This is a genomic window from Phaeobacter gallaeciensis (assembly GCF_001678945.1).
GTDB classification, from domain to species: domain Bacteria; phylum Pseudomonadota; class Alphaproteobacteria; order Rhodobacterales; family Rhodobacteraceae; genus Phycobacter; species Phycobacter gallaeciensis_A.
Genome location: NZ_CP015124.1, coordinates 3085822 through 3110667 on the forward strand (window position 1 = coordinate 3085822; position 24846 = coordinate 3110667).

The window sequence follows — 24846 nt, forward strand, 5'->3', positions numbered from 1 at the left end:
GCGCTCCTCAGACCTCGATATTGGTCAGCATTTTCATCACGAACAGGTTCACGGTCAGCATGATCCCGACAAGGAAACAGGCAGGTATGAACCACGGGTGATCCAGAACATTGTCGTAATAGTTCGGATCCTTTAGAAGGATGCCCCCCAGCGCCAGCAGTGGAAAGGCAGAGAGGAACTTGCCCGACCACTGCGCTTCGGCGGTGATCGCCTTCACCTTGCGGAACAGGCGGAAGCGGGCGCGGATCACTTTGGCCAGCCCGGCCAGAACCTCGGCCAGGTTGCCGCCCGATTGCTGTTGAATGGTGACGGCGACTGCCAAGAAACGCATGTCTTGCATGTCCAGCCGTTCGGCCATTTCTTTCAGCGATTCACCCACGTCGCGGCCATAGGCGGCTTCATCGGCAATCATGCCGAACTCTGAGGCAAGCGGGTCTTCGATTTCGTTCGAGACGATCTGAATGGCCGAGGTGAAAGGATGGCCGACCCGCAGCGAACGCACCATCAGTTCGACCGCGTCCGGCAGCTGTTCCTCGATCATCGCCATACGTTTGGTGGCCTTCTTGTTGACCCAGAAGAAGACGCCGCCGACGCCGATCACGATGGAGCCCAAAATGCGCACGGGGAACGGTGCAGCGGTGCCCACGCTGAGCCCGATAAAGGCGATGATCGCAACCCCGCCCATGATCATGATCAACTGCTTGGGGGTAAAGGCGATCGCTGCCTTTTGAGCCCGTTCCGCCAGCAAAGAATAAAGTGGGATGGTTTGAGATTTGCCGTGCTGTTTCAGCTCTTTACGCAGCTGTTCCAGAACCTGTTCGCGGGTATTGCCCTTCTCCATCATTTCCAGACGACGGCTGACCCGGCTGTTGAGCCGGATGGACTTGCCAAAGACGACCAGATAGATGCCTTCGACCAGCACGATGACGCCGACGAAAATCAGTCCGTAGATCAGCGGTTCGATAGGGATTTGCATCAGATCACCTCCATCCGCGTGGGCTCATAGATCGACGGCGGCAGGTCATAGCCCCATAGGCGGAAGCGTTCGGAATAGTGGCTGCGTACGCCGGTGCCGGTGAAATGGCCGATGATCTTGTTTTCCGGGGTCAGCCCGACGCGTTGAAAGCGGAAGATCTCCTGCATTGAAATCACATCGCCTTCCATGCCGGTGATTTCGGTGATCGAGGTCATTCGGCGCGAACCATCCTGCAGGCGTGAGGCCTGAACGATCACGTTCACCGCGCTGGCGATCTGGCTGCGCACCGCCTTGATCGGCATTTCAATCCCGGCCATGGCGATCATGTTCTCAAGGCGCGAAATCCCGTCGCGGGCCGAGTTGGCGTGGATCGTGGTCATCGATCCGTCGTGGCCGGTGTTCATCGCCTGCAGCATGTCGATGACCTCTTCACCGCGCGTTTCGCCGACGATAATCCGATCTGGGCGCATCCGGAGGGCGTTTTTCAAACAGTCGCGCGGGGAAACTTCGCCTTTGCCTTCGACGTTTGGCGGGCGGCTCTCCATGCGGCCCACGTGGGTCTGCTGCAGCTGGAGTTCGGCGGTATCCTCAATGGTGAGGATGCGTTCCGAATCGTCGATAAAGCTGGACAGCGCGTTGAGCGTGGTGGTCTTGCCCGAACCGGTACCGCCCGAGACGATCACATTCAGCCGGGTCGACACGGCAGCTTGAAGATAGGCGGCCATCTCTTCGGTGAAGGCGCCGAAGTTCACCAGATCGTCGATGCCGAGCTTGTCTTTTTTGAATTTCCGGATCGAAACCAGCGATCCGTCAACCGCAACTGGCGGGACCATGGCATTGAAACGGGAGCCATCGGCAAGGCGGGCGTCCACATAAGGGTTGGATTCATCGACCCGCCGACCCACAGCAGAGACGATCTTGTCGATGATCCGCATCAGGTGCTTTTCATCTTTGAAGGTCACATCCGACAGTTGCAGCTTGCCGTCGCGCTCAACAAAGATCTGCTGCGGCCCGTTGACCAGAATATCACTGACGGTTTCGTCCTGAAGCAGGGTTTCCAGCGGCCCCAGACCGGTGACCTCGTCATACAGCTCCTTGTTGAGCGTCATGCGGTCTTCGCGGTTGAGGGCGATACCCTTTTCTTCAAGGATTTCGCCGGCGATCTGCGAGATTTCGGTACGCAATTCCTTTTCGCTGGCTTTTTCAAGGGCTGCGAGGTTCAGGTTTTCCAGAAGTTCACGGTGCAGCTGCACCTTGATTTCGCCCAGCCGTTCTTTGCGCTTGCGGTCCCTGTCCGCCTGCGGCGCTTCGGCCTTGGCGCGCGTCATGGGCCGACGTAGAGAGGCGGCCGCTTTGGGCGCAGCTTCGGCGGCCGTTGGGGCAGCTGCGACAGGCGCAGCAGATGCCTGAACCGGTGCCGGACGTTTCTTGGCGGCTGGTTTTTTGTATTTCGAAAACAACTTCTATCCCCCGGTTTTGCCGCAGCCTAAGCGGCTGCGTCGGCTTCCGCCTGGCCCAGCTCGTGCAGGGATTGCGCGAGCTTCGCGATTTCCTTACGCAGTGGATTCTTTGGATTGGACAGCGCCAGCGGCAGACCGTGGTCGCAGCTTTGCAGTACAGGTTTGCCGCCGTCCGGTAGCAAGAGTTCAATCGAGATCCCGAGACTGTCTGCCATGCGTTTGACGCGGCTCTTGCCACTCAGATCGGTGAATTTCGGCGCCCGGTTCAGTGCAAAGCGCAGCTTGTCAAACGGCAAGCCTTCAGATTGCAGCGCCCGCTTCAGCCGCAGGGTGTTCTGGGCCGAGCGCATATCAAGCTCGATCATCGCGAAATAGACATGCGCCATGTGCAGGATGGTTTCGGACCATTGCACCAGCGTATGTGGCAGATCGACCACCACGAAATCAAAATGGCTGCGCGCCATTTCGATCACCCGTTCCACGTCCTCAGGGGTGATGATTTCCAGCGGGATCATGTCCGATGGGGCGGTCAGCACCTGAAGTTTATCCTGGAAGGGCAGCAGGGCCTGTCCAAACACCTCTTCGTCCAGGCTTTCGGTTTCGCTCAGCATTTCCATCACGACTTCGCGGCGGGGCAGGTCAAGATAGGTGGAAACCGAACCGTATTGCATGTCGAAATCCAACAGGCAGACGCGTGGTTCCTTGCTCTTGCTGAGCTCGGCCAGCTCCCAGGCGAGGTTCACCGCCAGCGTGGTCGATCCGGTGCCACCGGCCAGGCCGTGGCAGGCGATCAAGGCCCCTTCGCGTCGACTGCCGCTTTTCAGCTGGTGCGGATTGGTGTCGGGTTCCGGCGGCTTGTCCTCGGCGCTGAGCCGGTCGATGGCCGCCTGCAATTCCTGTTCCGGCAAGGGGTAGGGGATGAATTCATCGGCGCCCTGGCGCAGCAGCGAATGCAGCGCTGCCGGGGTCACGTCTTCGGCGATGAGGATGACCTTGATCTCCTTGGCATGAGCCTGTGCAATGATTTCCCCCATCAGGGTCAGATCATCCTCGTCCTGGGCATCCATCGCCATGGCAACGAATTGCAGGGTTTCTGCCTCGGGCTGGGCGAAGAACGCCAGCGCCTCGGAAAACCCGAGATCGCCCCAGGCTTCACCCAGAGCTGCCTCCATGTCTTCGATCAAGAGGTCGAAATTCTGAACATCGCGACTGATCGTACAGGCAACAATTGCAGGTGTATCAGTTTGCGGCAGTCCGCTGCTCATCGCCAACATCCTCATAGTCAAAAGAAGCCGGGCCCCGGAGCGGGGCGCACCTCACCTCTTGTAGAGAATGTCCGTTAAGATCTTGACCACAATTGGACGAAAAAGCCCCAATTGTAGGGAAAAGTTAAGGGGTTTTGAGTCGGAATTTTATTCCAGATTGCTTTGCAGCGATTGCTCAGCCGTCAGCGTCGAGGCGGGAACGGCACTGGCCACATACTCGCGGTAGATGATCTGCGCATACTTGCCATCTAGCACCGTGGGATGGCGTTTCAGGAAGCCGCTGACCTCGGTCACGGTGCGGCGGTTGCGCCGTTCACGGTCCTGCGTGACGATGAGCGGCTGGGTCTCGCCATAGGATACCATTGCCTCCAGCCGGGCCCGGCTAATCCCGCGTGAAACCAGGTAGTTAACGGCGGCCTGTGCGCGGCGCCGACCAAGGCGTATGTTATAGCTGCTGCTGCCGACGGCATCGGTATGGCCGTAAACGCGGAAGCGGACCTCGGGGAACTGTTTGATCCAGTGTGCCTGCTGGTCCAGCGTCGCGCGGGCGGCACTGTCAAGCTGGGCGCTGTCGAATTCGAAGTTGATGGTGGTCGGAACTTCCTCGGCGAACCGGCCCGCGAGCTGGATTGCGAAATCGCGCTCGCCGCTCATCACGGCAGTATTATTGGCATTGGATTGGCCAAACAGGTCACCTGACAGCGGTTTGCCCGCTTCCCGCGTTGCGCAGGCGGAAGTGGCAAGAAGCAGTGCCAGAACAGCGGATTTCTTGATCATCGGCCCCATCTTTCCTGTGGTCAGTCCATTACATAGCCATAAGAGCCGTTGAAGTCCTGTTTCGCCACTTCACTGGCGGGGCCGGAGCTGCTGCGTGCGGTGCGGCCGAACAGGAACAGGTCCGCTTCGCTCGGCGGCTTGATGCGGTCGGTCGGAAGCGTCAGGGCCTCGCCACGGGTCGGGGTGACCAGATGGGCGCTGACGATGATGACCAGTTCGGTCTGGGCGCGTTGGTAATCGGCGCTGCGAAACAGGGCGCCCAGCACCGGTACATCCCCAAGCCAGGGCAATTGTGACGAGTTATCAAGGAATTCGTCCTTGATCAGTCCGGCAATGGCAAAGCTTTCGCCATCACGCATCTCAACTGTGGTCGAGGTTTCGCGGCGTGAAAATGCGTTGATCGATAGCCCGTTCAGCTCCAGCGAATTGGTCGGGTCGATGGCCGAGACGGCGGCCTTCAGTTCCAGGTTCACGATGTCCTCATCCACCACGCGGGGAATGAAGTTCAACTCGATCCCGAAGGGTTTGAATTCGACGGTGATCAGCCCATCTTGCTGGGCCACCGGAACCGGATATTCACCGCCGGCCAGGAATTTTGCCTCTTGTCCGGACAGGGCGGAAAGGTTGGGTTCGGCCAGCGTGCGCACGACACCCTTCTGTTCAAGTGCCTCCAACAGCAGTCCGACCTGAACCGATCCGGCGTTAAAGCCAAAGAGGACCGCGCCGGTGTTGCTATTGGCGACGGGGATATTTCCGGACAGCGAATTGGTCAGGCCGGTCTGGTTGTTGAGCGTGTTGGTGCCGCCATTAACGCCAAAGCTGCTGCCGCCGTTGATCCCCAGCGAAGAGCTGAGCGATTTGGAGACGGAACGCTGCATTTCAGCAAAACGGACCTTGAGCATGACCTGCTGCACACCGCCGACGGACATCAGGTTGCTGACGCGGTCGGGGGCATAGCGTTCTGCCAGATCCAGCGCCCGCTGCAGTCGGGCCGAGCTGGAGGCGGTGCCGGAGAGCACAATACCGTCATTGGCTGTACGCACTTCGATCTTCTCGCCGGGCAGGATCTGGCGCAGGCGTTCCTTGAACTCGGTCACATCGGCGGCGACGCGCACATCCACATTGGTGATCAGCCGCCCCGAGGCATCCAGCAGCGTCAGAGTGGTCAGGCCGGGCGATTTGCCAAGCACATAGATCGTGCGGTCGGAAAGAGAAGAGATGTCGGCGATGCTGGGATTGGCGATGCTCAGTTCGGCAAAGGGTTCGTCGCTTTCGACCACGACGGCGCGGTTCATAGGCACATTCAGCGATGCCGAAGTCCCTTTCTTCACCACGCGCAATCCATTGGCCAAAGCCCCGTCCGGGACGGCCATACACACCAACGATAGCCCGGTCAGGGCTGCCGCTACAAACCTACGAAATGCCATGTGACCTGCCTTTCCGATCACGCCTCAACTCCGGGTCTTTTTGCCCGATATTTCAGGTCACTGTGCGGCAGTTCCCGATTTATTGCAAGAATCAAAGGATAACGGGCTGTTGTGGCGGCGCGGCTGTGTGGGGTCGGGGCAACAAAAAAGCGCGCCAGAGACCCATTCTGGGCAACTGGCGCGTGGTCCAAGGTTTTGGGACTATTTCATTTTTCGGCATGTGGCGCCTGTTTTTGCTTCAGTCGGAGCAGGGGATCGGGATCTCGACCACCTCGGCTCCGCGGCGGGTGCGGATGGTGCAAACCCGCTCTTCCTTGGCGATAACCGGTGCTTCCACCGCGCTGAGCCCCAGCAGTTTGCGCTGGTCCACTTCGACAAGCGCAGCCACGGTATCGTCCTGCGCGCCAACAAGGGCGAGGGACAGTTTGCCGGTGCTTTGGGCCTGGGCGAGGGCAGCGACCTGCTCGGGGCGGGCGGCCACGGTGACGGTGCGGGCGATCACCGCGCCGCTGATGTCTCCGCCTGCGCTCTGATCGACGGCGATCAACTCGACGTTGGTTTCGATCAGCCGGGTGACTTCCCCTTGGACATTGGAATTGGTGCCCCGCACGGTGCCGGTCCAGTAGACATCGACGCGGTCACTGGGGCGCAGGAAGCCGGACACACCGGATGCCACATCAACCTTGATGGCAAAGGCACGCATGCCGCGAGCCAGGCGCGAGGTAATACCTGCATCTTCGCCCGGTGCGGTGACCTTGACCGCAAGCAGCGGTTCGCCTTTTTCCATGGTGCGCAGCACGACGCGCGGCTCATCGGCGCGTTCGGGCGGGAACAGCGCCTCAAGGCTGGTAAATGCACCTTCCGGAACGGCATTTTCCGGCCAGCGTACCTTGCGGACGGCATCCTCGGACAGCCGTTCGCCATATTTCAGCGCCTTGTCTGCAACGTATACATCTGTGACCGGGACGACTTCGGCCCGGTTTGCCCGCTCGCGGGCCAGTTCGTTCTGATAGGCCGAGATGTAGTTCTTCGCCATCATAACGGCGCCACCGGCCAGGGCGACACCGACAATCAGCACGAGTCCGAAAACCGCACGCATTGTGGTACCTCTCATTCACGTTAACCGGTTCCGCGGCATGCGACACCGGTGCATGGATCGATCAGGACGCTGCCGTCCTGTCATGCAAACAGTCTGTTGTGTGGCTGGCTTCAGCCGAACGACCAGTTAGACATGTAAGCGAGCATCGCATTGGCCAGCCCCATCGCCCCATCCTGCATGGCAGAAGAGATCAATACGGCAAGCCCCACGATAGCAGCGGCCAGAACGACCCAGTCAACAGTCACTGCGCCCTCATCCCTGGCTAGGAAAGACCAGATCTTTTTCATGTCGGGCTACCTTTTAAAACGGGAATTCCGGGAAAGGAAAAGGGCCACGCCTTTGACGTGAAAGACGCGGCCCCGATAGTCTTGCCTAGGTGAGGCTATTAGCCGCCGGTCGAGTCGGTCGGGGTCTTGCCTGCGATGTAGGAGCCGGTCGAGGTGGTCAGGTTGCCTGCGCCGGTTTCGATTGCGGTGTAGACAGCGCCTGCCAGGGCGGCAACGGCTGCGGTCAGAACAACCCAGTCAACGGTCACGGCGCCAGAGTCGTCTTTACGGAAGTTTTTGATGAACTTGATCATGGTTATGTCCCTCCAAAGGATCACTGAATTTGCACTATCCCGCCGTCCGTTGTGTGGGTCTGTCTCTCTCTCTCACCGACCCTGTCCGGCTTGGATGAATACATATAGCCGGGTGAGCGTGGCAGCATTTGGGCCGAAAACCGGAAAGGCAGTCAAAATTTAATGATTTTTAAAGAAATTTAGCAAAGCTCTGAAACTAAAGGACTTACGTCTTTATGAGATGTAAACCTGCGTGGCTTTTGCGCGGCAGGCCCCTGTAAATATGGCGAATATGCCAGATTCTGAACCTGTGGACTGGATTCGGGTAGGGATTTCACCGAGTCTTGAGAACCAAAAGCTGAGCGCTTCACAGGATTTTGAATAGTCCCATGACCATTCGTCGTTTTCGTGCCGCTGTTGCGGTGTGGTTTTCCCTTTGGCTTGCGTTTCCCGTAAGCGCGGAACAGGCGCCTAAACCTTTTCCCGACTTCGAGGCAAAGCGGGTTAAGCCGCCGCAACCCGGGGCAGGGCCGCGCATCACCGTGCAAATCGAACCAAATGCAGAGGCGCCCCCAGCGCAAGCGGTGGCGACCGGCGAAGCTGACGGAGAGATCCAGCCGGGGCGCTATGAGTGGTTCTGGGAGCAGGTTGCGCCGGAACTGGGGGCGACAACCGGCGCTGCACGTCTGGAGCTTGCCATCGCCGCGCTTTCCTCACCCGGGGGCACAGGTGGCGTTGCTGCGCCGCGGCTGCAGCTGCTGCAGGACATCGTTGCAGCGCAAGGCACGCCGATCCTTTTGTCCAGTGTGGGCACACGGGTCTCTCCGGCGCTGGCTCTGGCGGTGATCGCGGTGGAAAGCGAGGGGCGGGTAGATGCGCAAAGCTCGGCCGGGGCGCAGGGGCTGATGCAGTTGATGCCGGACACCGCCATCCGGTTTGGGGTCACCGATGCCTTCGAGGCGCCGCAGAATATTGCGGGGGGCGTCAAATACCTCGATTGGCTGATGCAGGAATTTGAAAACGACGCGGTTCTGGCCCTGGCCGGATATAACGCGGGTGAGGGCGCGGTGCGCAGCCATCAGGGCGTGCCGCCCTTTCCGGAAACGCGGGATTACGTGCCAAAGGTGCTGGCGGCCTATCAGGTGGCCCGCAGCCTGTGCATGACGCCGCCCGAGTTGATCACCGACGGCTGCGTTTTCCGCCGGTTTGAATGACCGGTTGAACAACCGGGCAGGTGTCAGGTTGAGGGGATCTGCAGATCAATCAGCCCGCGCGCGGCCTCTTTGGCGTCCGCAGCGGGGTCTCCGGCCAGCCCGCCGCCGCGCGCCAGCACTGCCGAGACGATTGCGCCTTCTTTCAGCAGCAGCAGCTGACGGGCCAGCAGCCGGGGATCATTGGCGTCGGCGGCCTCTGCGATTTCGGAAAAATGGTCCTGCAGGATCTGCTTGTGCGCGGCCGACTGGGCGTGGATCGGGTGGTTGATCTCCTGGAACTCGGCGCTTGCCTTGATGAACATGCAGCCACGAAACTCGGGCTTGGTGAACCATTCCGAAAGCGCGTCGAACAACGCCAGCATCTGTCCTTTCGGCGTGTCGCTCAGCTCTTCGATGCGGCGATAAAGCCAGTGGCGGAAGTTTTCATCCCGAAGGCGCAGCACCGCGAGGATCAGATCCTCCTTGGTGCGGAAGTGTTTGTACATCGATGTCTTCGACACACCGGTTTCGCTCACCAGCTTGTCCATGCCGGTGGCGTGAAACCCGTTCCGGTAAAATACATCAAGGGCCTTTCGGACCAGCTCGTCTCGCTTGTTTGGGCGCATGATTCGTCTCTTTGTGTACCGATCTGTACATAGTTTGCAGGTACAGCGTTGGCAACTGCGACACATTAAAGTGAACAATTTCATAGGATTGAGATCGTGTTCACGAATTCGTTCAATGGACATCACAAAAAATGAATTGCAAAAGGGTACCGATCAGTACACTTTGGGTTCAAGATTTACCGATCAGTACAGTTAAGCAAGCGCAGCAGTGGAGGCGCAGATGAAACGACTATTCAGCCCCATGCGATCCCCTTTGGCTCCCGTTGTTCTGACCGCAGGTATTGCCGTGGCGATGCTAGCGCCCCCACCGCCGGAAGCTACCGTTCTTTCCCTTCCGTCTGACCCCGCCAATGGCGTCATGGCGCCGAGCCGCGCTGCCGCTCTCGCAACCCTTTTTACCGTTCATGTGGCTGCCCCGGTGGCTGCCCATGTGGCGAAGGCCAACACCCCGGCTTTCGCCTTGAAGGTGGCCGCCGACTGATTGGTGCCGCCCTCAATAAACCCCGGCCAAGCCTCCCCCTGGCCGGGGTTTCCTTACCTTCTCCTCCTCCGAACCAAATGAAGACCAAAGGACACGCCGAATGACCCGTCCCCCCTTGCCGCCTTTCGACGAAGCCAGCGCCAAAAAGAAGGTGCGCCTTGCCGAAGATGGCTGGAACACCCGCGATCCTCAGATCGTTGCACCGGCCTATACCGATAACTGCCCCTGGCGGAACCGCGCCGAATTCGTCACCGGCCACGATGAAATTCGCGCCCTGCTGACCCGCAAGTGGTCGCGTGAGCTGGAATACCGCCTGATCAAGGAACTATGGGCCTATACCGACAACCGCATTGCCGTGCGGTTTGCCTATGAATGGCGCGATGATAGCGGCCAGTGGTACCGGGCCTATGGCAACGAAAACTGGGAATTCGCCGAAGACGGCCGCATGCAGCGCCGCATCGCCTCGATCAATGACAAGCCGATCAGCGAAGACGAGCGTCTGTTCCACTGGCCGCTGGGCCGTCGCCCCGATGATCACCCCGGTCTGTCTGACCTCGGTCTCTGATCTGCCCGTTCAGTCCTAAGAAAGCGAGAGCAACCATGCCCCGTGCCTTTGCAGAAATTGCCTTTACCGAATCCGTGCGTGAGCATCAGAAGCGGCAGGGGTCTGCCCGTGCCTATGGGCGCCTGCTGGAAACCCCGGAACGCTCCGGCGATCGGATCGGCGTCGCCGAAGCCGCCTTTATCGCCGAGCGCGACGGCTTCTATCAGGCAACCGTTTCGGAAACCGGCTGGCCCTACGTCCAGTTCCGGGGTGGACCGCGCGGTTTCCTGAAAGTGGTGGACGAAAAGACCATCGCCTATGCCGATTTCAGCGGCAACAAGCAGTATATCTCGCTTGGCAACCTGACCGACAACGCCCGTCTCGCGATGATCCTGATGGATTACCCGAACCGGCGGCGGCTGAAGATCTGGGGCACGGTTGAAATCATCGAAGGTGCCGAGGCCACGGATGGCCTGTTCCCGACCGGCGCGCGCGCCGCGCCTGAGCGGGCCATCCTGATCCATCTGGAAGCCTTTGACTGGAATTGCCCCAGCCACATCCCCGAGCGTCTGACGCTGGAGGAGCTGGAGCCCCACCTGGCCCCCCTGCGCAGCCAGCTGGCCCAGCTCAAGGCGGAGAATGAAAGACTGAAAGCAGGCCAGAAGGTCTGAAGGCAGCCATTCCGTTTCTGCTGGCTGCAGTACGTTCTGTTACGAGGTAAATTGATATGACATTCGACCCGATGAACATGCTGAATTCAGCCCTTGTTACGGCGGCGCTTACGCTCTCTCCTGCGGTGGCGCCGTCGGCTCAGGCATCCACGATGCCTGAGACCGCCTTTTCCTCGCAAATGATCGAGGGCCTCACGATTGCCTATCGTGAGGCAGGTGATCCCGGGAACCCGACGGTGTTGCTGCTGCACGGGTTCCCCAGCTCTTCCTATATGTTCCGTGACCTGATCCCGGTGCTGGCGCAGGAGTATCATGTGATCGCGCCGGATTATCCCGGGTTTGGCGCCTCGGACATGCCGCTTGCTGCCGATTATGACTACAGCTTTGCCAATACGGCGGATCTGGTGACGCAGCTTCTGGACCAGAAGGGCGTGAATAATTACGCAGTCTATATGACCGATTATGGCGCGCCGGTTGGGTTTCGCATGTTCGCCGAGGATCCGGCGCGGGTCTCGGGTTTCATCATCCAGAACGCCAATGCCTATGAAGAGGGGCTAAGGGAGTTCTGGGGGCCGATGCGCGCCTATTGGGCCAATCCCAGCCCGGAGAACGGCGATGCGCTGCGCGGCTTTCTGACCCTTGATGCCACCAAATGGCAGTTCACCCATGGGGCAGAGAACCCCGCCAGCGTCAGCCCGGACCATTTCTGGCACGCCCAGTATCTGCTGGACCGCCCGGGCAACCAGGAGGTGCAGCTGGAAATGTTCCTCGATTACGGCAAGAACCTCGGCGAATATCCCAAGTGGCAGGCACTGTTTCGCGAACACCAGCCCCCCGCGCTGTTGGTCTGGGGCGCCAATGATCAGATCTGCCCCGAGGAAGGGGCGCACCCCTATAAACGCGATCTTACCGATCTGGAGTTTCACTTGCTGAACACCGGCCATTTCGCCCTGCAGGAAAAGGGTCATGAAATCGCCGGGAAGATGCTGAGCTTTCTCGATCGTATCAACAACTGACAGGGTGGGGGCCGGGATGATATCCGCCCCCGCCTGTTTAACTGCCGTAATACCTTTGCCATCGACACTACCCGGGGCGAGGACATGGGCGCTACATCGCTGCTGCAGGCCGTCATCTCCTGTGGGCACAGCGCAAGTATGTACGCCTCTGGCACGGCGCGGGTGATCTGAGGTCCTGCACCCGCTTCGGCCAAAAAGAAGGCCCGCCTAACGTATCAGGCGGGCCTTTTTTGTTTCTGCTGTCGCTAAGCAATCAGTTGACGATGGTCGCCTCGGTTGCGGCGCGCAGTTCTTCTTCGGTGACGCCTTCGGCCAGCTCAACGATCTTCAGGCCACCTTCGACCACGTCCAGAACGCCCAGACCGGTGATGATGCGGTCCACGACGCCCTTGCCGGTCAGCGGCAGGGTGCAGGCCTTCAGAACCTTGCTGTCGCCGTGCTTGTTGGTGTGGTCCATGACCACGACCACACGGCCAACGCCTGCGACCAGATCCATCGCGCCGCCCATGCCTTTGACCAGCTTGCCGGGGATCATCCAGTTGGCCAGATCGCCGTTTTCCGCCACTTCCATCGCGCCCAGGATCGCCATGGCGATCTTGCCGCCACGGATCATCGCAAAGGACTGTGCCGAGTCGAAGAACGCGGTCTGCGGCAGTTCGGTGATGGTCTGTTTACCGGCGTTGATCAGGTCGGGATCCTCGTCACCCTCATAGGGGAAGGGGCCCATGCCCAGCATGCCATTCTCGGATTGCAGCGTCACCTCGACGCCTTCGGGGATGTAGTTCGACACCAGCGTCGGGATACCGATGCCGAGGTTCACATACCAGCCGTCCTGCAGCTCCTGTGCCGCGCGTGCGGCCATCTGATTGCGATCCCAAGCCATTATGCGGTCTCCTTCTGACGAACGGTGCGCTGTTCGATGCGCTTTTCGTGCTCGCCCTGGATGATGCGGTGCACATAGATACCGGGCAGGTGGATGTGATCAGGGTCAAGGCTGCCAGTGGGCACGATTTCCTCGACCTCGACAACGCAGACCTTGCCGCAGGTGGCGGCGGGCACGTTGAAGTTACGCGCGGTCTTGCGGAACACCAAGTTGCCGGTTTCGTCCGCTTTCCAGGCTTTCACGATGGCGAGATCGGCAAAGATGCCCTCTTCCATGATGTAGTCCTGCATGGCGCCATCCGGTCCGGTCGGGAACTGCTTTTCGAACTTGCCTTCGGCAATCACGGTGCCCACGCCGGTCTTGGTGAAGAAGCCGGGGATGCCCGCGCCGCCTGCGCGCATGCGCTCGGCCAGGGTGCCCTGCGGGTTGAATTCCAGCTCCAGCTCTCCGGACAGGTACTGACGCATGAATTCGGCGTTCTCACCCACGTAGGAGGAGATCATCTTTTTCACCTGCTTGGTCTGCAGCAGGATGCCGATGCCAAAATCATCAACGCCCGCGTTGTTGGAGGCGAAGGTCAGATCCTTGGTGCCGGCGTCTTTGATCGCGTCCAGCAGAAGCTCTGGAATACCGCAGAGGCCAAAGCCCCCGGCGGCGATGAACATGCCGTCATGAAGCAGCCCGTCAAGCGCTTCGGCGGCGTTGGAGTAGACTTTTTTCACGGAGTTCTCCCTAAACTGCCTATTGGACAGGGTTCTGCGCCTCGGCGTCGGCAGAGTCAATAATACGGAGAAAAACGCGTATTTCTACGGAGTCAGGTTCCCATGACCGACGCCGTGACCACCGGTGTCGCGTGGCATGGCCGTGCCAGGACCTACTGTCAATGATGCTCAGCGAAACGGGTTTCCGGAAAGGGGAATGTTAAGAGTTGTCCGGCTAATGTTGGAATAGTTGAATATGTTGCGTGTAGGAGCCCTGTATTGGCTCAGAAAACAATCGAAGTTATCAATCTGGGGGCCATGGCCGATCTGGATCCTGACGAACAGGATGCGGTGGCCGAGAATGCGGCGGCGCTGGTCGGCATGACCTTCGGCTCTGCTGAATCTCCCTTGTATCAGCAGTTGGACTATCTCACTCTCGATGATCCAAGCGGTGACGGTGCGGTTTCCAGCAATGATTACGGCTGGTCTCCCGAAGATGTGATCTTTGATGGCATCGCGTCGGGGCTCGACAGCGTCATCGACTACCAAGTCGATCTCGTCTTCAATGACGGCTCCACAGCCGCAGCCGAGATTCTGTTGCTGCAGGATATGTCCGGGCGCACCTTTCTGGCGCCCTTCCTGGTGGGGTCGGCCAAAAACGATGTGCTGAATGATGGCGGCATTCGCTCGATGACGTTCACCGGCATCGTCAATGACGCGGGCACCCATGCCTATGTCGACCGCGAAGCCGATGCTTTTGTTGTCTGCTTCCTTGAAGGAACGCGGATACGCGCAGCGGCCGGGGAGGTCCCGGTGGAGCGCCTGTCGGTCGGCGATCTCGTGGAAACGCTGGATCATGGGTTTCAACCCCTGATCTGGCTGGGGCAGGAAACCGTGTCAGCGGGGCGGCGGACCTCCCCGATCCGGCTTCGGGAAAAGGCGCTGGGTGCGGGATTTCCGGAACGCGATCTCTATCTGTCGCCGCAGCACCGGGTTTTGTTCGACTCGCCCATTGCAGGCCGGATGTTTGGAACGGATCAGGTCTTTGTCCCGGCAACGAAGATGATCGATCTGCCGGGCGTCACCCAGCCGGTGGTGCAAGCGAGGCATCACTACTGGCACCTGATGCTCAAACGGCACGAAATCCTCTTCGCCGAAGGCGCGCCGGTCGAGAGTTTTCTACCGGGCCCCATCGCACTGGCAGGCCTGTCGCCGGAAAACCGCGCCAGCCTGCGAAAACGCCTGCCGTTTCTGATGCAGGGACAGCCCGCGCCAAGTGCCGCCAGACCCTGCATTTCCGGCGCTGCGGCTGCGAACCTCGTCCGGCGTCACCGGCGTAACAAACGGCCGCCTCTGGCGAACCCAGCCGCTTGGGAGGCTTCGTCAGGCATGCTGTGGGATCGCGCCTAGGCGCTGAACCTAGAATGCCGCCTGGACGAGCTTGAATTTGGGTTGTGCAAAGATGGCCAGCCCGGACCGCGCCGCGTCAGCGGCGCCGGGCCCAACGGAACGGTCACAGTTCTTCACTGTGACCCGGTCCGGCGGGAGCCACCCGGTTTCTGGCCGGGCAAGGGTAGTCATGTGTGGCGAAGGTCGAGCCTAGCTGTCGCCTGCGTCTTTGGCTGCGGTCTTCTTGCTGGCTGTCTTTTTCGCCGCAGGTTTCTTGGCAGGGGTTTTCTTTGCAGCGGCCTTCTTGGGCGCGGCCTTTTTCGCCGGGGCTTTCTTCTTGGTCTTGCCCGCTTTGTCGGCGATCAGCTGCACCGCCATTTCCACGGTAACATCCTTGGGCTCTACGTCCTTGGGCAGGGTGGCGTTTACCTTCTCCCATTTGACGTAAGGCCCATAACGACCGTCCATGATGCTGATGGCGCCGCCGCTTTCGGGGTGTTCGCCCAGTTCCTTCAGCGGCTTGGCAGCAGCGCGGCGGCCGCGGCCCGGGTTGGCGCGTTTCTCGGCCAGCATTTCCACCGCCCGGTTCATCCCGATTTCAAAGACATCCAGCGTCTCTTTCAGGTTCACGTAGACCGGTTTTTCTTCATCCGGGCGCTGGTGCATGATGTAAGGACCGAACCGGCCGAGGTTCGAGGCGATCATGCCGCCATCGGGGTGTTCCCCAATCTGGCGCGGCAGGGTCAGTAGCGTTACGGCTTGCTCCAGAGTGATCTCGTTCGGGCCCCAGCCCGGCAGATAATCGCGGCCCTGTTTTGGCAGGGAGGAGCGTGGCGGCTTCTTGTTTTCCGGCGTGGCCTCGCCGCGCTGGACATAGGGGCCAAAGCGGCCGGATTTCAGGTGGATCTCGTCACCGTCATCCTCGCCAAGGACCCGCTCATAGCCTTCGGCGCCTTCGCCAGAGATCGGGCGGGTGTAGTTGCATTCCGGGTAGTTGCCGCAGCCAACAAAACCGCCGGTGCGCGAAGTCTTCAGGTGCAGCTGGCCCGCGCCGCATTTGGGGCAGATGCGCGGGTCGGTGCCATCTTCGCGCGGCGGGTAGAGCTGCGGCGCCAGCGCATCGTCCAGCACATCCAGCACCTCGGAGATCCGCAGATCCGATGTCTCGGCAATCGCAGCGGAAAAGTCGCGCCAGAAATTGCTCAGGATGTCCTTGTAATCGGCCTCACCGGCGCTGACGTCATCCAGCTGTTCCTCCAGCGCTGCGGTGAAATCGTATTCCACGTAGCGTTTGAAGAAGTTCAGTAGGAATATGGTGACGATCCGGCCCTTGTCCTCGGGGAACAGGCGGTTCTTTTCCTTGCGGACGTATTCGCGGTCCTGGATCGTGGTGATCACGCTGGCATAGGTCGACGGACGGCCGATGCCCAGTTCTTCCATCTTCTTGACCAGCGTCGCCTCGGTATAACGCGGTGGCGGCTGGGTGTGGTGCTGCAGGCCCAGAACGGCGGCGTTCTCCGACAGGATCGCGGCGTCCTTGCCTGCTTTTTCTGCCTGCGCTGCCAGCGAGGAGGCAAAGCTGACGTTTTCGCCGTTCATGATTTGCGGCAGGCGCTTGTCGTCCTCGTCCACCACATCGTCGCGGCCTTCTTCGTAGACGCGCATGAAACCGTCGAACAGCACCACTTGACCAGTGGCGCGCAGCACCACCTGACCGTCGCCTGATCCGATATCGACGGTGGTGCGCTCCATCCGGGCTCCTTCCATCTGGCAGGCGATCGTGCGCTTCCAGATCAGATCATAAAGCTTGCGCTGCTCTTCTTCGCTGACCTTCAGGCTTTTTGCATCGCGGCTCATATCCGTGGGGCGGATACATTCGTGCGCTTCCTGGGCGTTCTTGGCCTTGTTCTTGTAGATGCGCGGCGAGGAGGGCACATAGTCGGCGCCATAGCGGGTTTCGATCTCGGCGCGGGCGGCCTGAACCGCCTCGGGCGCCATGTCGATACCGTCGGTCCGCATATAGGTGATATAGCCTGCCTCATAAAGCCGCTGCGCCGCGTTCATACACTGGCGTGCACCCATGCCGAACTTGCGGCTGGCTTCCTGCTGCAGGGTGGAGGTCATGAAGGGCGCCGACGGGTTACGGGAGGCAGGCTTTGCCTCCACCGATTGCACCTTCAGGTCGCGGCTGGAAACTGCTTTGACCGCCAGGTCTGCGGCAGTGGAGTTGGCGAGGCTGTATTTATCCAGCTTGTCGCCGCCCAGGACCGTCAGGCGTGCTTCGAATTCCTGCCCGCGCGGGGTCGAAAGTTGCGCCTTCACCGACCAGTATTCGCGCGGATTGAAGGCTTCGATCTCCATCTCGCGCTCAACGATCAGACGCAGGCAGACCGATTGCACACGGCCTGCGGACCGTGCGCCGGGCAGTTTGCGCCACAGCACCGGCGACAGGTTGAAGCCCACGAGGTAATCCAGCGCGCGGCGGGCCAGATAGGCCTCGACCAGCGGCATATCCACCTGACGCGGGTTTTTCATCGCTTCGGCGACAGCTTCCTTGGTGATCGCGTTGAAGGTCACGCGGCTCACCGGTGTGTCCTTCTTGATCGACCGGCGCTTGGTCAGCGCTTCCTGCAGGTGCCAGCTGATCGCTTCTCCTTCGCGATCAGGGTCAGTCGCGAGAATCAGGGCGTTGTCTTCTTTCAGAGCGTCGGCGATGGCCTTGACGTGTTTTCGGCTGTCGTTTCCGACCTCCCATTTCATGTCAAACTCATGCTCGGTATCGACCGACCCATCCTTTGGCGGCAGGTCACGGACGTGTCCGTAAGACGCCAGCACAGTGTAGTCAGAGCCCAGGTATTTATTGATTGTTTTGGCCTTGGCCGGGGATTCGACGACAACAACTGGCATGTAAATTCAGGACCTCTTGAGGGGCGGATACTGCGCGTTCTATGGCGGGGCAACATGTGGCGCGCAAGGGGAGATTGTCAATCCGTGGGCTTTGGACGCATGCGTTGCGCTGCCTTTGCACCATGTTTTGCGCCATGTGGGGCAAGCTGTGAGGACCGGGTTGCCGGCCCGGATCGGCTGGCCCACGTCATCCTTCGTCCCTTCCGGGCGGGCGGGACAGCATGCCCCCGGGATGGCGGTCGACTGCGCCATCCAGTTCCAGTTCGGTCAGGACCGACGACAGCTCCTTTGGCGCGACAGAGAGGTCCTGCAGCAATTGATCCTCCGGCGTGGGAGAGGGGCCAAGACGAGCCAGAACCTGTTGATGCAGCGCGGCTGTTTCGCGCAGGCTTCGCCGTTCGGGAGGCGGCGGCGGCAGATCCGCGAGGCCTGCGTTGGCAGGTGGCGCGTCAGGCTGATCCGTAGAGCCTGAAAGAGGGGCAGGCTGTTCCACCGGCGGCAGCGCGGCGATCACGTCTGCGGCATTGCGCACCAATTGCGCCCCGTCGCGGATCAGCATGTTGCAGCCCGAAGCGCGGGCATCGAAGGGATGGCCAGGAACCGCCAGCACCTCGCGGCCCAGATCTAATGCGTCGCGGGCGGTGATCAGGCTGCCGGATTTGGCTGCGGCCTCGACCACCACAACGGCCTGGGCCAGCCCGGCAATGATTCTGTTGCGTTTCGGGAAATGGCGGGCCTGGGGTGCCAGGCCCATGGGTTGTTCGGACAGGATCAGACCTTGCTCGCCGATACTCTTGCCCAGACGGTTGTTTTCCGAAGGATAAATCACATCAGCGCCGCCTGCCATGACGGCAATGGTGCCGGAGGGCAGGGCGGCAAGATGCGCGGCGGTGTCCACGCCGCGCGCCAGCCCGGAGACGACCACATATCCTGCGGCACTGAGATCATGCGCCAGTGCCCGCGCCATCCGCGTCCCGAGGGAGGAGGCATTGCGGGCCCCGACGATGGCAATCATGGGACGTTGCAGCAAGGACAGGTCGCCAATGGCCCAAAGCGCGGGCGGTGCGTCTTTCAGGTGCGCAAGCGGAGCGGGATATTCAGGATCCGAAAAGCACAAAAGCCGCGCTTTGGCGGCTTTTGCGACATTTATTTCGGCGTCTACCGCATCGGAAGGGCATATTTCATACCCTTTGAGCCCAGCGGAACGTGCCATTTTAGGCAACGCTTCCAGCGCATTCTGCGCTGAACCGTGTTCAGACAGCAGCCGGTAAAATGTAGCCGGACCTACCCGTCTGGAGCGCAAAAGGCGAAGCCACGAACGCCGGAGATCTTCCGTGGTGGGTGGGAGTGGGGGGTGAGTGGAAGAATATGCTTCTTCAGTCATCCGTTGCTCCGCCTGTTTGCACAATTAGAATTAACCTTGACGGGTTAACAGGTGGTGAATGACCCTTAATTTTCCGAAGATTTTCGAATTCTTTGAATAGCTATTTGTTTTTAAATGAAAAAAGTTGGCGCGATCGCGAATGGCGCCCTCTTCTCGGCGGCAAGACTGATTCAGTTTCTGATACAGTCACGCAAAAAAACGGACCGTTGGGTCCGTTTTGTGCTCAACCCAGAAGGGGATGATGGGAGAATCTTTACCTATATTGCGGCCCCGCCAACGGTGAGTCCCCCCATCAGAACAGAGGGTTGGCCGACTCCGACGGGTACCCATTGGCCTGCTTTACCGCAATTGCCCATGCCGGGATCCAGTTCCATGTCGTTGCCGAGGGCGCGAATCTGCTGCAGCGCGGTGGCACCATCGCCGATCAGGGTTGCGCCCTTCACCGGTGCGCCGACCTTGCCGTTCTGCACGCGGTAGGCCTCGGTGCAGGAAAACACGAACTTGCCGTTGGTGATGTCTACCTGGCCACCGCCGAATCCCACGGCCCAGATCCCGTCCTTGATTCCGGCCACCAGGTCTGCCGGATCGGCATCGCCGCCCATCATATAGGTGTTGGTCATCCGCGGCATGGGGGCGTGGGCATAGCTTTGCCTGCGTCCGTTGCCGGTGGCCTCAACCCCCATCAGGCGGGCGTTCTGGCGGTCCTGCATAAAGCCAACCAGAATGCCGTCCTCGATCAGAGTGGTTTTCTGGCTAGGGGTACCTTCATCGTCGACCGTAATCGAGCCGCGCCGATCCGGGATGGTGCCATCGTCAAGCACTGTGACTCCCGGGGAGGCGATCCGCTGCCCCATCAGCCCGGCAAAGGCCGAACTGCCCTTGCGGTTGAAATCGCCCTCAAGACCGTGACCGATGGCCTCGTGCAAGAGGATGCCCGGCCAGCCCGGCCCAAGCACGACTTCCATCTCCCCGGCAGGGGCGGGCACTGCTTTAAGATTGACCAGCGCGATTCGCAGCGCTTCGCGGGCTTTGGCCTGCCAACTAACGGGATCAATCAACCCGTCCAGACCAACCCGACCACCGCCTCCGGCCGAGCCACTTTCGCGGCGGCCGTCCTGTTCCACGATCACCGAGACATTGAGCCGGGTCATCGGGCGCACGTCGCGCACCCGCACCCCGTCGGCGCGCAGGATCTCTACCTCTTGCAAGGAGGCCGCCAGCGTCGCCGAGACCTGAACCACCCGAGGATCCAGATCGCGGGCGAACGCGTCGATCTCGCGCAGGGTCTCGACCTTCACCGGGAAGGGCAGAGCGCTGATCGGATCGGTGTCGGCGTAAAGATGTCTGTTGGTGGCCGCAGGTGGTTCGGCATAGGTGCCGCCGCCATCGCCCACCGCAAGGCGCGCCGTTTCCGCGGCGCGGGTCAGAGCGCTGATCGACACGTCGGTGGAATGGGCGTAGCCCGCCACATCCCCATTGACCGCCCGCAAGCCAAAGCCTTCGGAGGCATCGTAACTGGCGCTGCGCAGCCGCCCGTCATCAAACACCAGCGCCTCCGATTTGCGCCGCTCGGCAAAAATCTCGCCATCGTCGGCCCCTTGAGTGGCGCTGCGCAGCACGCCAAGCGCCTCATCCTCGGGGAGGCTGGTCTCAAACGGGCGGTAGGCCGTGGTTTCCATGTCTCAAATCCTCTTCGCGACGGCGGTTTTTTTTGATCTAAATCAAGAAAGCGACGCTTTGCCGCTCGCCTGCCTCTTTATCTGCACGTTGGAATATGATTTTAAGCAGCGTCAAAGACAACGGGTTCGGTGCGTTTTATGGAATCAAGCTTTCCAGCGACGTTACCGGTAGCAGCTAATAACGCGATCAAACGATCAGGACACGATATGAAGAATGCTTTGATGCTTTCGGGCCTTTTCGCTGGCCTCTCAAGCCTTCCAGCCACAGCGCAAGAAGGTCTTGAATCCATTGGTAAGCCGACCAACGGCGGTCTGGGTTTCCAGCCGGCCGCAACTGAACTGGCGGAAGGCATTCACATGCTGGACGGGCTGATCCTGGTGATCATCACCGCCATCTGCGTTTTTGTGGCTGGTTTGCTGCTGTTCGCAATCGTTCGCTTCAACAAGCGCGCGAACCCCAACGCGGCGCAGTTCACCCACCACACTCCGATCGAAATCGCATGGACCGTGATCCCGATCCTGATCCTGGTTTTCATCGGCTCCTTCTCGCTGCCGGAACTGTTCCGCCAGCAGGAAATTCCCGAAGCCGACGTCACCATCAAAGTAACCGGCTACCAGTGGTACTGGGGCTATGAATACGTCGACCACGAGTTTGGCTATGAAAGCTTCCTCCTCGCCAAGGACGAACTGGCCGATTACGGCTATGCCGAGGACGAGTACCTGCTGGCAACCGACACCGCTGTTGTTGTCCCCGTTGGCAAGACCATCGTGATGCAGGTGACCGGCGCCGACGTGATCCACTCCTGGGCGATGCCTGCCTTCGGCGTGAAGCAGGACGCGGTTCCCGGCCGTCTGGCTGAACTGTGGTTCAAGCCCACCAAAGAAGGCATCTACTTCGGTCAGTGCTCTGAACTCTGCGGCAAGGACCACGCCTATATGCCGATCACTGTAAAAGTGGTCAGCCAGGAAGCCTATGACGCATGGCTGGACGGCGCGATCGAGGAATATGCGGGTCTGCCGCAGTCCTATCAGGTTGCCTCCAACTGACTAAAGCAGGGGCCGGAACGTCCGGCCCCGAACATGGGCGCGCCGCGATGGTAGCGCCCATAGCACCATCTTAAATGCAACGAGGATGCGCCCGCGCGGCTATCCTTCAGTGGCCGAAGAGACTGACATGAGCGACGCAAGCATCAATGCCAGCACCATCCGCGAAGACGAGCCCAGCTTTGGCGATTATTTCGCCCTGCTGAAGCCGCGCGTGATGTCACTGGTCGTGTTTACGGCCCTCGTCGGCCTGCTGGCTGCTCCGGTTGGTGTCCATCCGGTCATCGGATTTGCCGCGATTCTGTTCATTGCCATCGGTGGTGGCGCCTCTGGCGCGCTCAACATGTGGTGGGATGCGGATATCGATCAGGTGATGAAACGTACCAAGTCGCGCCCGATTCCCGCAGGCAAGGTCGACAAGGGCGAGGCGCTGAGCCTTGGCTTGGCGCTTTCGGGCCTTTCCTGCATCATGCTGGGACTGGCGACGAACCTCTTTGCCGGTGCGTTTCTGGCCTTCACTATCTTCTTTTACGTCGTCATCTACACCATGTGGCTGAAGCGGGCGACGCCGCAGAACATCGTCATCGGCGGTGCCGCCGGGGCCTTCCCGCCGGTGATCGGCTGGATCGCCGCCACCGGCACCATGTCGGTTGAACCCTGGCTGATGTTCGCGCTGACCTTCATGTGGACGCCGCCGCACTTCTGGGCGCTGGCGCTGTTCATGCGCTCGGATTACGATGATGCTGGCGTTCCGATGCTGACCGTGACCCACGGTCGCCGCGCCACCCGCGTTCATATCCTCGTCTACACCATCCTGCTGGCGGTTCTGGCTGTGGGCACCGGGTTCTCGGGCATCGGTGGTCCGGTCTATCTGGCCGTGGCCGTGGTACTGAACGCGCTGTTCCTGCACGGCGCCTGGAAGATCTTCCGCCGCGATGAGGACGACAGCGAGGCCGACAATTTCAAGGCTGAGCGCAGCTTCTTCAAGCTGTCGCTGCTCTACCTCTTTTTGCACTTCGGCGCGATTCTCGTCGAAGCCCTGTTGAAACCCTATGGTCTGGGAGGCTGGTAATATGGCTTTGCGCAAGGAACATGAACTGCACAAACGGCGTCTCGGGCGCAACATGGGCGTTGGCCTGCTGCTGGGCGCCTTTGTGGTGCTGGTTCTGGCTCTGACCATGGTCAAGGTCACCTCGAACGGCTTCAAATTCCCCCAGACCCAATCACAGGCGGGGCAGGGCTGATGGCGATCAAAGGACCTCAGAAAACGGTTCTGCAACTGGTCGGCGTGGTCGCGCTGATGGGCGGGCTGTCCTGGGCATCGGTGCCCTTCTATGACTGGTTCTGCCGGGTCACCGGATTTGGCGGCGTCACCGGCGTGGCCGAGCAAGGCGCGGATACTGTGCTGGATCAGACCATCACGGTGCGCTTTGACGGTTCCAAGGAACGCGACATGCCCTGGGAGTTCAAACCCGTGCAGCGCGAGATGGAGCTGAAGATCGGCGAGACCGGTCTGGCCTTCTACGAAGCATACAATCCAACCGACCACCCCGTCGCGGGGCAGGCAGCGTATAACGTGACGCCTTATTCGGCCGGTGGCTACTTTGAGAAAATCGCCTGTTTCTGCTTCACAGAGCAGGTGCTGCAACCGGGGGAGCGGGTGCAGATGCCCGTGACCTTCTTTGTGGATCCGGAAATCGTCAACGACCGGGACGCAAAATACGTGCATACGATCACGCTTTCGTACACGTTCTATGAAATCGATCTGCCCGAGGGCTATGCCGCTCTCGACACCGGTGATAAAGCCGGGGCAGGCATAACCACGAACTAGGCCGCTAGGTGAGGGACACTTAAATGGCGCATGCTAAAAATCACGACTTTCATATTCTGCCGCCGTCGATCTGGCCGTTTCTGGGCTCCGTAGGCGGGTTTGCAATGCTGTTCGGCGCAGTGCTGTGGATGCATGGCATCACGGCATGGCTGTTCTGGGGCGGCCTGGCGATGGTGCTCTATGTCATGTTCGCCTGGTGGTCCGAAGTGGTGGCCGAAAGCCGTCAGGGCGATCACACCCCGGTGGTCCGCATCGGCCTGCGTTATGGCTTCATCCTCTTCGTGATGTCCGAGGTGATGTTCTTCTTCGCCTGGTTCTGGTCGTTCTTCAAACACGCCATCTACCCGATGGAAACCTATGTCGGCACCTCCTATGTGCAGCCCGACATCTACCCGGTTGACGCCTTCCATCTGCCGCTGATCAACACCCTGGTCCTGCTGCTGTCCGGCTGTGCCGTGACCTGGGCGCACCACGCACTGGTGCACAACAACGACCGCAAGGCGCTGGTTCAGGGCCTGTCCATCGGTATCGTTCTGGGCCTCTTCTTCACCTTCCTGCAGGGCTATGAATACGCGCACCTGCTGCACGAAGGCTGGGAATTCGGCGCTGATGAGTTCTACTCGAACTTCTTCATGGCCACCGGTTTCCACGGTTTCCACGTGATCATCGGCACCATCTTCCTGACGGTTTGCCTTATCCGTGCGCTGAAAGGTGACTTCACCCCCGAGCAGCACGTCGGTTTCGAGGCCGCTGCCTGGTACTGGCACTTCGTTGACGTTGTCTGGCTGTTCCTCTTCGTAGCGGTCTACGTCTGGGGCACCGCGGGTCTGGCGCACTAAGCCGACCCGGGCGACACCGGAAATTGTAGCGGGTACAGGTTTGTGGTTCCAAAATCCGCAGACAGCCCGTAAGAAACGCAGCGCGCGGGGGGCTT

25 protein-coding genes are annotated in these 24846 nt (G+C 60.2%); 11 read left to right on the forward strand and 14 right to left on the reverse strand.

Annotated features, from left to right (window positions below; all coding sequences use genetic code 11):
* Window positions 1-7: 7 nt before the first annotated feature.
* The 8 genes from JL2886_RS14670 to JL2886_RS14700 form a co-directional block, all read right to left on the reverse strand.
* Window positions 8-976 (reverse strand): type II secretion system F family protein, encoded by a 969-nt coding sequence (locus tag JL2886_RS14670; RefSeq protein WP_065272688.1) that lies wholly within the window; start codon window positions 974-976, stop codon window positions 8-10.
* The gene (locus tag JL2886_RS14675; protein WP_065272689.1) at window positions 976-2436 is read right to left on the reverse strand and encodes a CpaF family protein; all 1461 of its coding nucleotides are present in this window, start codon (window positions 2434-2436) and stop codon (window positions 976-978) included. The genes JL2886_RS14670 and JL2886_RS14675 overlap by 1 nt, the downstream gene beginning before the upstream one ends.
* 26 nt (window positions 2437-2462) lie before the next feature.
* On the reverse strand, window positions 2463-3701 hold the full coding sequence (locus JL2886_RS14680) for an AAA family ATPase (protein WP_065272690.1): 1239 nt from the start codon (window positions 3699-3701) through the stop codon (window positions 2463-2465).
* A 147-nt stretch (window positions 3702-3848) separates the two neighbouring features.
* Complete coding sequence (locus JL2886_RS14685; protein WP_065273730.1) at window positions 3849-4478, reverse strand: OmpA family protein; 630 nt, start codon at window positions 4476-4478, stop codon at window positions 3849-3851.
* Window positions 4479-4498: 20 nt separating this feature from the next.
* Complete coding sequence (locus tag JL2886_RS14690) at window positions 4499-5905, reverse strand: type II and III secretion system protein family protein (RefSeq protein WP_065272691.1); 1407 nt, start codon at window positions 5903-5905, stop codon at window positions 4499-4501.
* Between the two features lie 238 nt (window positions 5906-6143).
* Window positions 6144-7004, reverse strand: coding sequence for a Flp pilus assembly protein CpaB (gene cpaB, locus JL2886_RS14695; protein ID WP_065272692.1), 861 nt, complete (start codon window positions 7002-7004; stop codon window positions 6144-6146).
* Between the two features lie 110 nt (window positions 7005-7114).
* Window positions 7115-7249, reverse strand: coding sequence for a hypothetical protein (locus JL2886_RS19780; protein ID WP_257784236.1), 135 nt, complete (start codon window positions 7247-7249; stop codon window positions 7115-7117).
* A 140-nt stretch (window positions 7250-7389) separates the two neighbouring features.
* Window positions 7390-7584: a hypothetical protein gene (locus JL2886_RS14700; protein WP_065272693.1), complete on the reverse strand. Its 195-nt coding sequence runs from the start codon at window positions 7582-7584 to the stop codon at window positions 7390-7392.
* Window positions 7585-7952: 368 nt separating this feature from the next.
* Between JL2886_RS14700 and JL2886_RS14705 the strand changes: the two genes are divergently transcribed.
* Window positions 7953-8777, forward strand: a complete 825-nt coding sequence (locus JL2886_RS14705; protein WP_065272694.1) for a lytic transglycosylase domain-containing protein — start codon at window positions 7953-7955, stop codon at window positions 8775-8777.
* Window positions 8778-8800: 23 nt separating this feature from the next.
* Here JL2886_RS14705 and JL2886_RS14710 read toward each other — a convergent pair whose 3' ends face one another.
* Complete coding sequence (locus tag JL2886_RS14710; protein WP_065272695.1) at window positions 8801-9382, reverse strand: TetR/AcrR family transcriptional regulator; 582 nt, start codon at window positions 9380-9382, stop codon at window positions 8801-8803.
* 220 nt (window positions 9383-9602) lie between these two features.
* Between JL2886_RS14710 and JL2886_RS19500 the strand changes: the two genes are divergently transcribed.
* The 4 genes from JL2886_RS19500 to JL2886_RS14725 all read left to right on the forward strand — a co-directional run bounded on the left by JL2886_RS19500 (window position 9603) and on the right by JL2886_RS14725 (window position 12094).
* Window positions 9603-9863, forward strand: coding sequence for a hypothetical protein (locus JL2886_RS19500; RefSeq protein ID WP_133245351.1), 261 nt, complete (start codon window positions 9603-9605; stop codon window positions 9861-9863).
* A 100-nt stretch (window positions 9864-9963) separates the two neighbouring features.
* Window positions 9964-10428 carry a DUF1348 family protein gene (locus JL2886_RS14715; protein ID WP_065272696.1) on the forward strand — a complete coding sequence of 155 codons (465 nt, stop codon included), beginning with the start codon at window positions 9964-9966 and terminating at the stop codon, window positions 10426-10428.
* Between the two features lie 35 nt (window positions 10429-10463).
* Window positions 10464-11078 (forward strand): pyridoxamine 5'-phosphate oxidase family protein, encoded by a 615-nt coding sequence (locus JL2886_RS14720; RefSeq protein WP_065272697.1) that lies wholly within the window; start codon window positions 10464-10466, stop codon window positions 11076-11078.
* A gap of 56 nt (window positions 11079-11134) precedes the next feature.
* Window positions 11135-12094 carry an alpha/beta fold hydrolase gene (locus JL2886_RS14725; RefSeq protein WP_237028381.1) on the forward strand — a complete coding sequence of 320 codons (960 nt, stop codon included), beginning with the start codon at window positions 11135-11137 and terminating at the stop codon, window positions 12092-12094.
* Between the two features lie 253 nt (window positions 12095-12347).
* On the opposite strand, the gene JL2886_RS14730 is transcribed toward JL2886_RS14725, so the two are convergent.
* Window positions 12348-12977 (reverse strand): 3-oxoacid CoA-transferase subunit B, encoded by a 630-nt coding sequence (locus tag JL2886_RS14730; protein WP_065272698.1) that lies wholly within the window; start codon window positions 12975-12977, stop codon window positions 12348-12350.
* Window positions 12977-13699 (reverse strand): CoA transferase subunit A, encoded by a 723-nt coding sequence (locus JL2886_RS14735; RefSeq protein ID WP_065272699.1) that lies wholly within the window; start codon window positions 13697-13699, stop codon window positions 12977-12979. Before JL2886_RS14735 ends, JL2886_RS14730 begins: the two co-directional genes overlap by 1 nt.
* 258 nt (window positions 13700-13957) lie before the next feature.
* Between JL2886_RS14735 and JL2886_RS14740 the strand changes: the two genes are divergently transcribed.
* A complete protein-coding gene (locus tag JL2886_RS14740; protein ID WP_065272700.1) occupies window positions 13958-15088 on the forward strand; it encodes a Hint domain-containing protein in 1131 nt (376 codons plus the stop codon).
* Window positions 15089-15277: 189 nt separating this feature from the next.
* On the opposite strand, the gene topA is transcribed toward JL2886_RS14740, so the two are convergent.
* From topA to tldD, 3 genes are all read right to left on the reverse strand, one after another.
* Complete coding sequence (gene topA / locus JL2886_RS14745) at window positions 15278-17974, reverse strand: type I DNA topoisomerase (RefSeq protein ID WP_065272701.1); 2697 nt, start codon at window positions 17972-17974, stop codon at window positions 15278-15280.
* A 187-nt stretch (window positions 17975-18161) separates the two neighbouring features.
* The gene (gene dprA, locus JL2886_RS14750) at window positions 18162-19358 is read right to left on the reverse strand and encodes a DNA-processing protein DprA (protein WP_065272702.1); all 1197 of its coding nucleotides are present in this window, start codon (window positions 19356-19358) and stop codon (window positions 18162-18164) included.
* Window positions 19359-19615: 257 nt separating this feature from the next.
* Window positions 19616-21037: a metalloprotease TldD gene (gene tldD, locus JL2886_RS14755; protein ID WP_065272703.1), complete on the reverse strand. Its 1422-nt coding sequence runs from the start codon at window positions 21035-21037 to the stop codon at window positions 19616-19618.
* Between the two features lie 207 nt (window positions 21038-21244).
* Here tldD and coxB point away from each other — a divergent pair, with 207 nt between their 5' ends.
* The 5 genes from coxB to JL2886_RS14780 all read left to right on the forward strand — a co-directional run bounded on the left by coxB (window position 21245) and on the right by JL2886_RS14780 (window position 24751).
* On the forward strand, window positions 21245-22084 hold the full coding sequence (gene coxB / locus JL2886_RS14760; RefSeq protein WP_065272704.1) for a cytochrome c oxidase subunit II: 840 nt from the start codon (window positions 21245-21247) through the stop codon (window positions 22082-22084).
* A 127-nt stretch (window positions 22085-22211) separates the two neighbouring features.
* Window positions 22212-23153, forward strand: coding sequence for a heme o synthase (gene cyoE, locus JL2886_RS14765; RefSeq protein WP_065273732.1), 942 nt, complete (start codon window positions 22212-22214; stop codon window positions 23151-23153).
* Between the two features lies 1 nt (window position 23154).
* Entirely contained in the window at window positions 23155-23325 is a 171-nt protein-coding gene (locus JL2886_RS14770; RefSeq protein ID WP_065272705.1) for a cytochrome C oxidase assembly protein, read from the forward strand.
* Complete coding sequence (locus JL2886_RS14775; protein WP_065272706.1) at window positions 23325-23912, forward strand: cytochrome c oxidase assembly protein; 588 nt, start codon at window positions 23325-23327, stop codon at window positions 23910-23912. The genes JL2886_RS14770 and JL2886_RS14775 overlap by 1 nt, the downstream gene beginning before the upstream one ends.
* Window positions 23913-23935: 23 nt before the next feature.
* Window positions 23936-24751 (forward strand): cytochrome c oxidase subunit 3, encoded by an 816-nt coding sequence (locus JL2886_RS14780; RefSeq protein ID WP_065272707.1) that lies wholly within the window; start codon window positions 23936-23938, stop codon window positions 24749-24751.
* Window positions 24752-24846 lie beyond the last annotated feature (95 nt).

Coding starts and splice junctions, on each gene's coding strand:
- tldD (WP_065272703.1), bottom strand. CDS start 21,037: ATGGAAACCACGGCCTACCGCCCGTTTGAGACCAGCCTCCCCGAGGAT.
- JL2886_RS14725 (WP_237028381.1), top strand. CDS start 11,135: ATGACATTCGACCCGATGAACATGCTGAATTCAGCCCTTGTTACGGCG.
- JL2886_RS14720 (WP_065272697.1), top strand. CDS start 10,464: ATGCCCCGTGCCTTTGCAGAAATTGCCTTTACCGAATCCGTGCGTGAG.
- JL2886_RS14685 (WP_065273730.1), bottom strand. CDS start 4,478: ATGATCAAGAAATCCGCTGTTCTGGCACTGCTTCTTGCCACTTCCGCC.
- JL2886_RS14780 (WP_065272707.1), top strand. CDS start 23,936: ATGGCGCATGCTAAAAATCACGACTTTCATATTCTGCCGCCGTCGATC.
- JL2886_RS14705 (WP_065272694.1), top strand. CDS start 7,953: ATGACCATTCGTCGTTTTCGTGCCGCTGTTGCGGTGTGGTTTTCCCTT.
- dprA (WP_065272702.1), bottom strand. CDS start 19,358: ATGACTGAAGAAGCATATTCTTCCACTCACCCCCCACTCCCACCCACC.
- JL2886_RS14730 (WP_065272698.1), bottom strand. CDS start 12,977: ATGGCTTGGGATCGCAATCAGATGGCCGCACGCGCGGCACAGGAGCTG.
- coxB (WP_065272704.1), top strand. CDS start 21,245: ATGAAGAATGCTTTGATGCTTTCGGGCCTTTTCGCTGGCCTCTCAAGC.
- cpaB (WP_065272692.1), bottom strand. CDS start 7,004: ATGCGTGCGGTTTTCGGACTCGTGCTGATTGTCGGTGTCGCCCTGGCC.
- JL2886_RS14715 (WP_065272696.1), top strand. CDS start 9,964: ATGACCCGTCCCCCCTTGCCGCCTTTCGACGAAGCCAGCGCCAAAAAG.
- JL2886_RS14680 (WP_065272690.1), bottom strand. CDS start 3,701: ATGAGCAGCGGACTGCCGCAAACTGATACACCTGCAATTGTTGCCTGT.
- cyoE (WP_065273732.1), top strand. CDS start 22,212: ATGAGCGACGCAAGCATCAATGCCAGCACCATCCGCGAAGACGAGCCC.
- JL2886_RS19500 (WP_133245351.1), top strand. CDS start 9,603: ATGAAACGACTATTCAGCCCCATGCGATCCCCTTTGGCTCCCGTTGTT.
- JL2886_RS14775 (WP_065272706.1), top strand. CDS start 23,325: ATGGCGATCAAAGGACCTCAGAAAACGGTTCTGCAACTGGTCGGCGTG.
- JL2886_RS14710 (WP_065272695.1), bottom strand. CDS start 9,382: ATGCGCCCAAACAAGCGAGACGAGCTGGTCCGAAAGGCCCTTGATGTA.
- JL2886_RS14690 (WP_065272691.1), bottom strand. CDS start 5,905: ATGGCATTTCGTAGGTTTGTAGCGGCAGCCCTGACCGGGCTATCGTTG.
- topA (WP_065272701.1), bottom strand. CDS start 17,974: ATGCCAGTTGTTGTCGTCGAATCCCCGGCCAAGGCCAAAACAATCAAT.
- JL2886_RS14770 (WP_065272705.1), top strand. CDS start 23,155: ATGGCTTTGCGCAAGGAACATGAACTGCACAAACGGCGTCTCGGGCGC.
- JL2886_RS14700 (WP_065272693.1), bottom strand. CDS start 7,584: ATGATCAAGTTCATCAAAAACTTCCGTAAAGACGACTCTGGCGCCGTG.
- JL2886_RS14670 (WP_065272688.1), bottom strand. CDS start 976: ATGCAAATCCCTATCGAACCGCTGATCTACGGACTGATTTTCGTCGGC.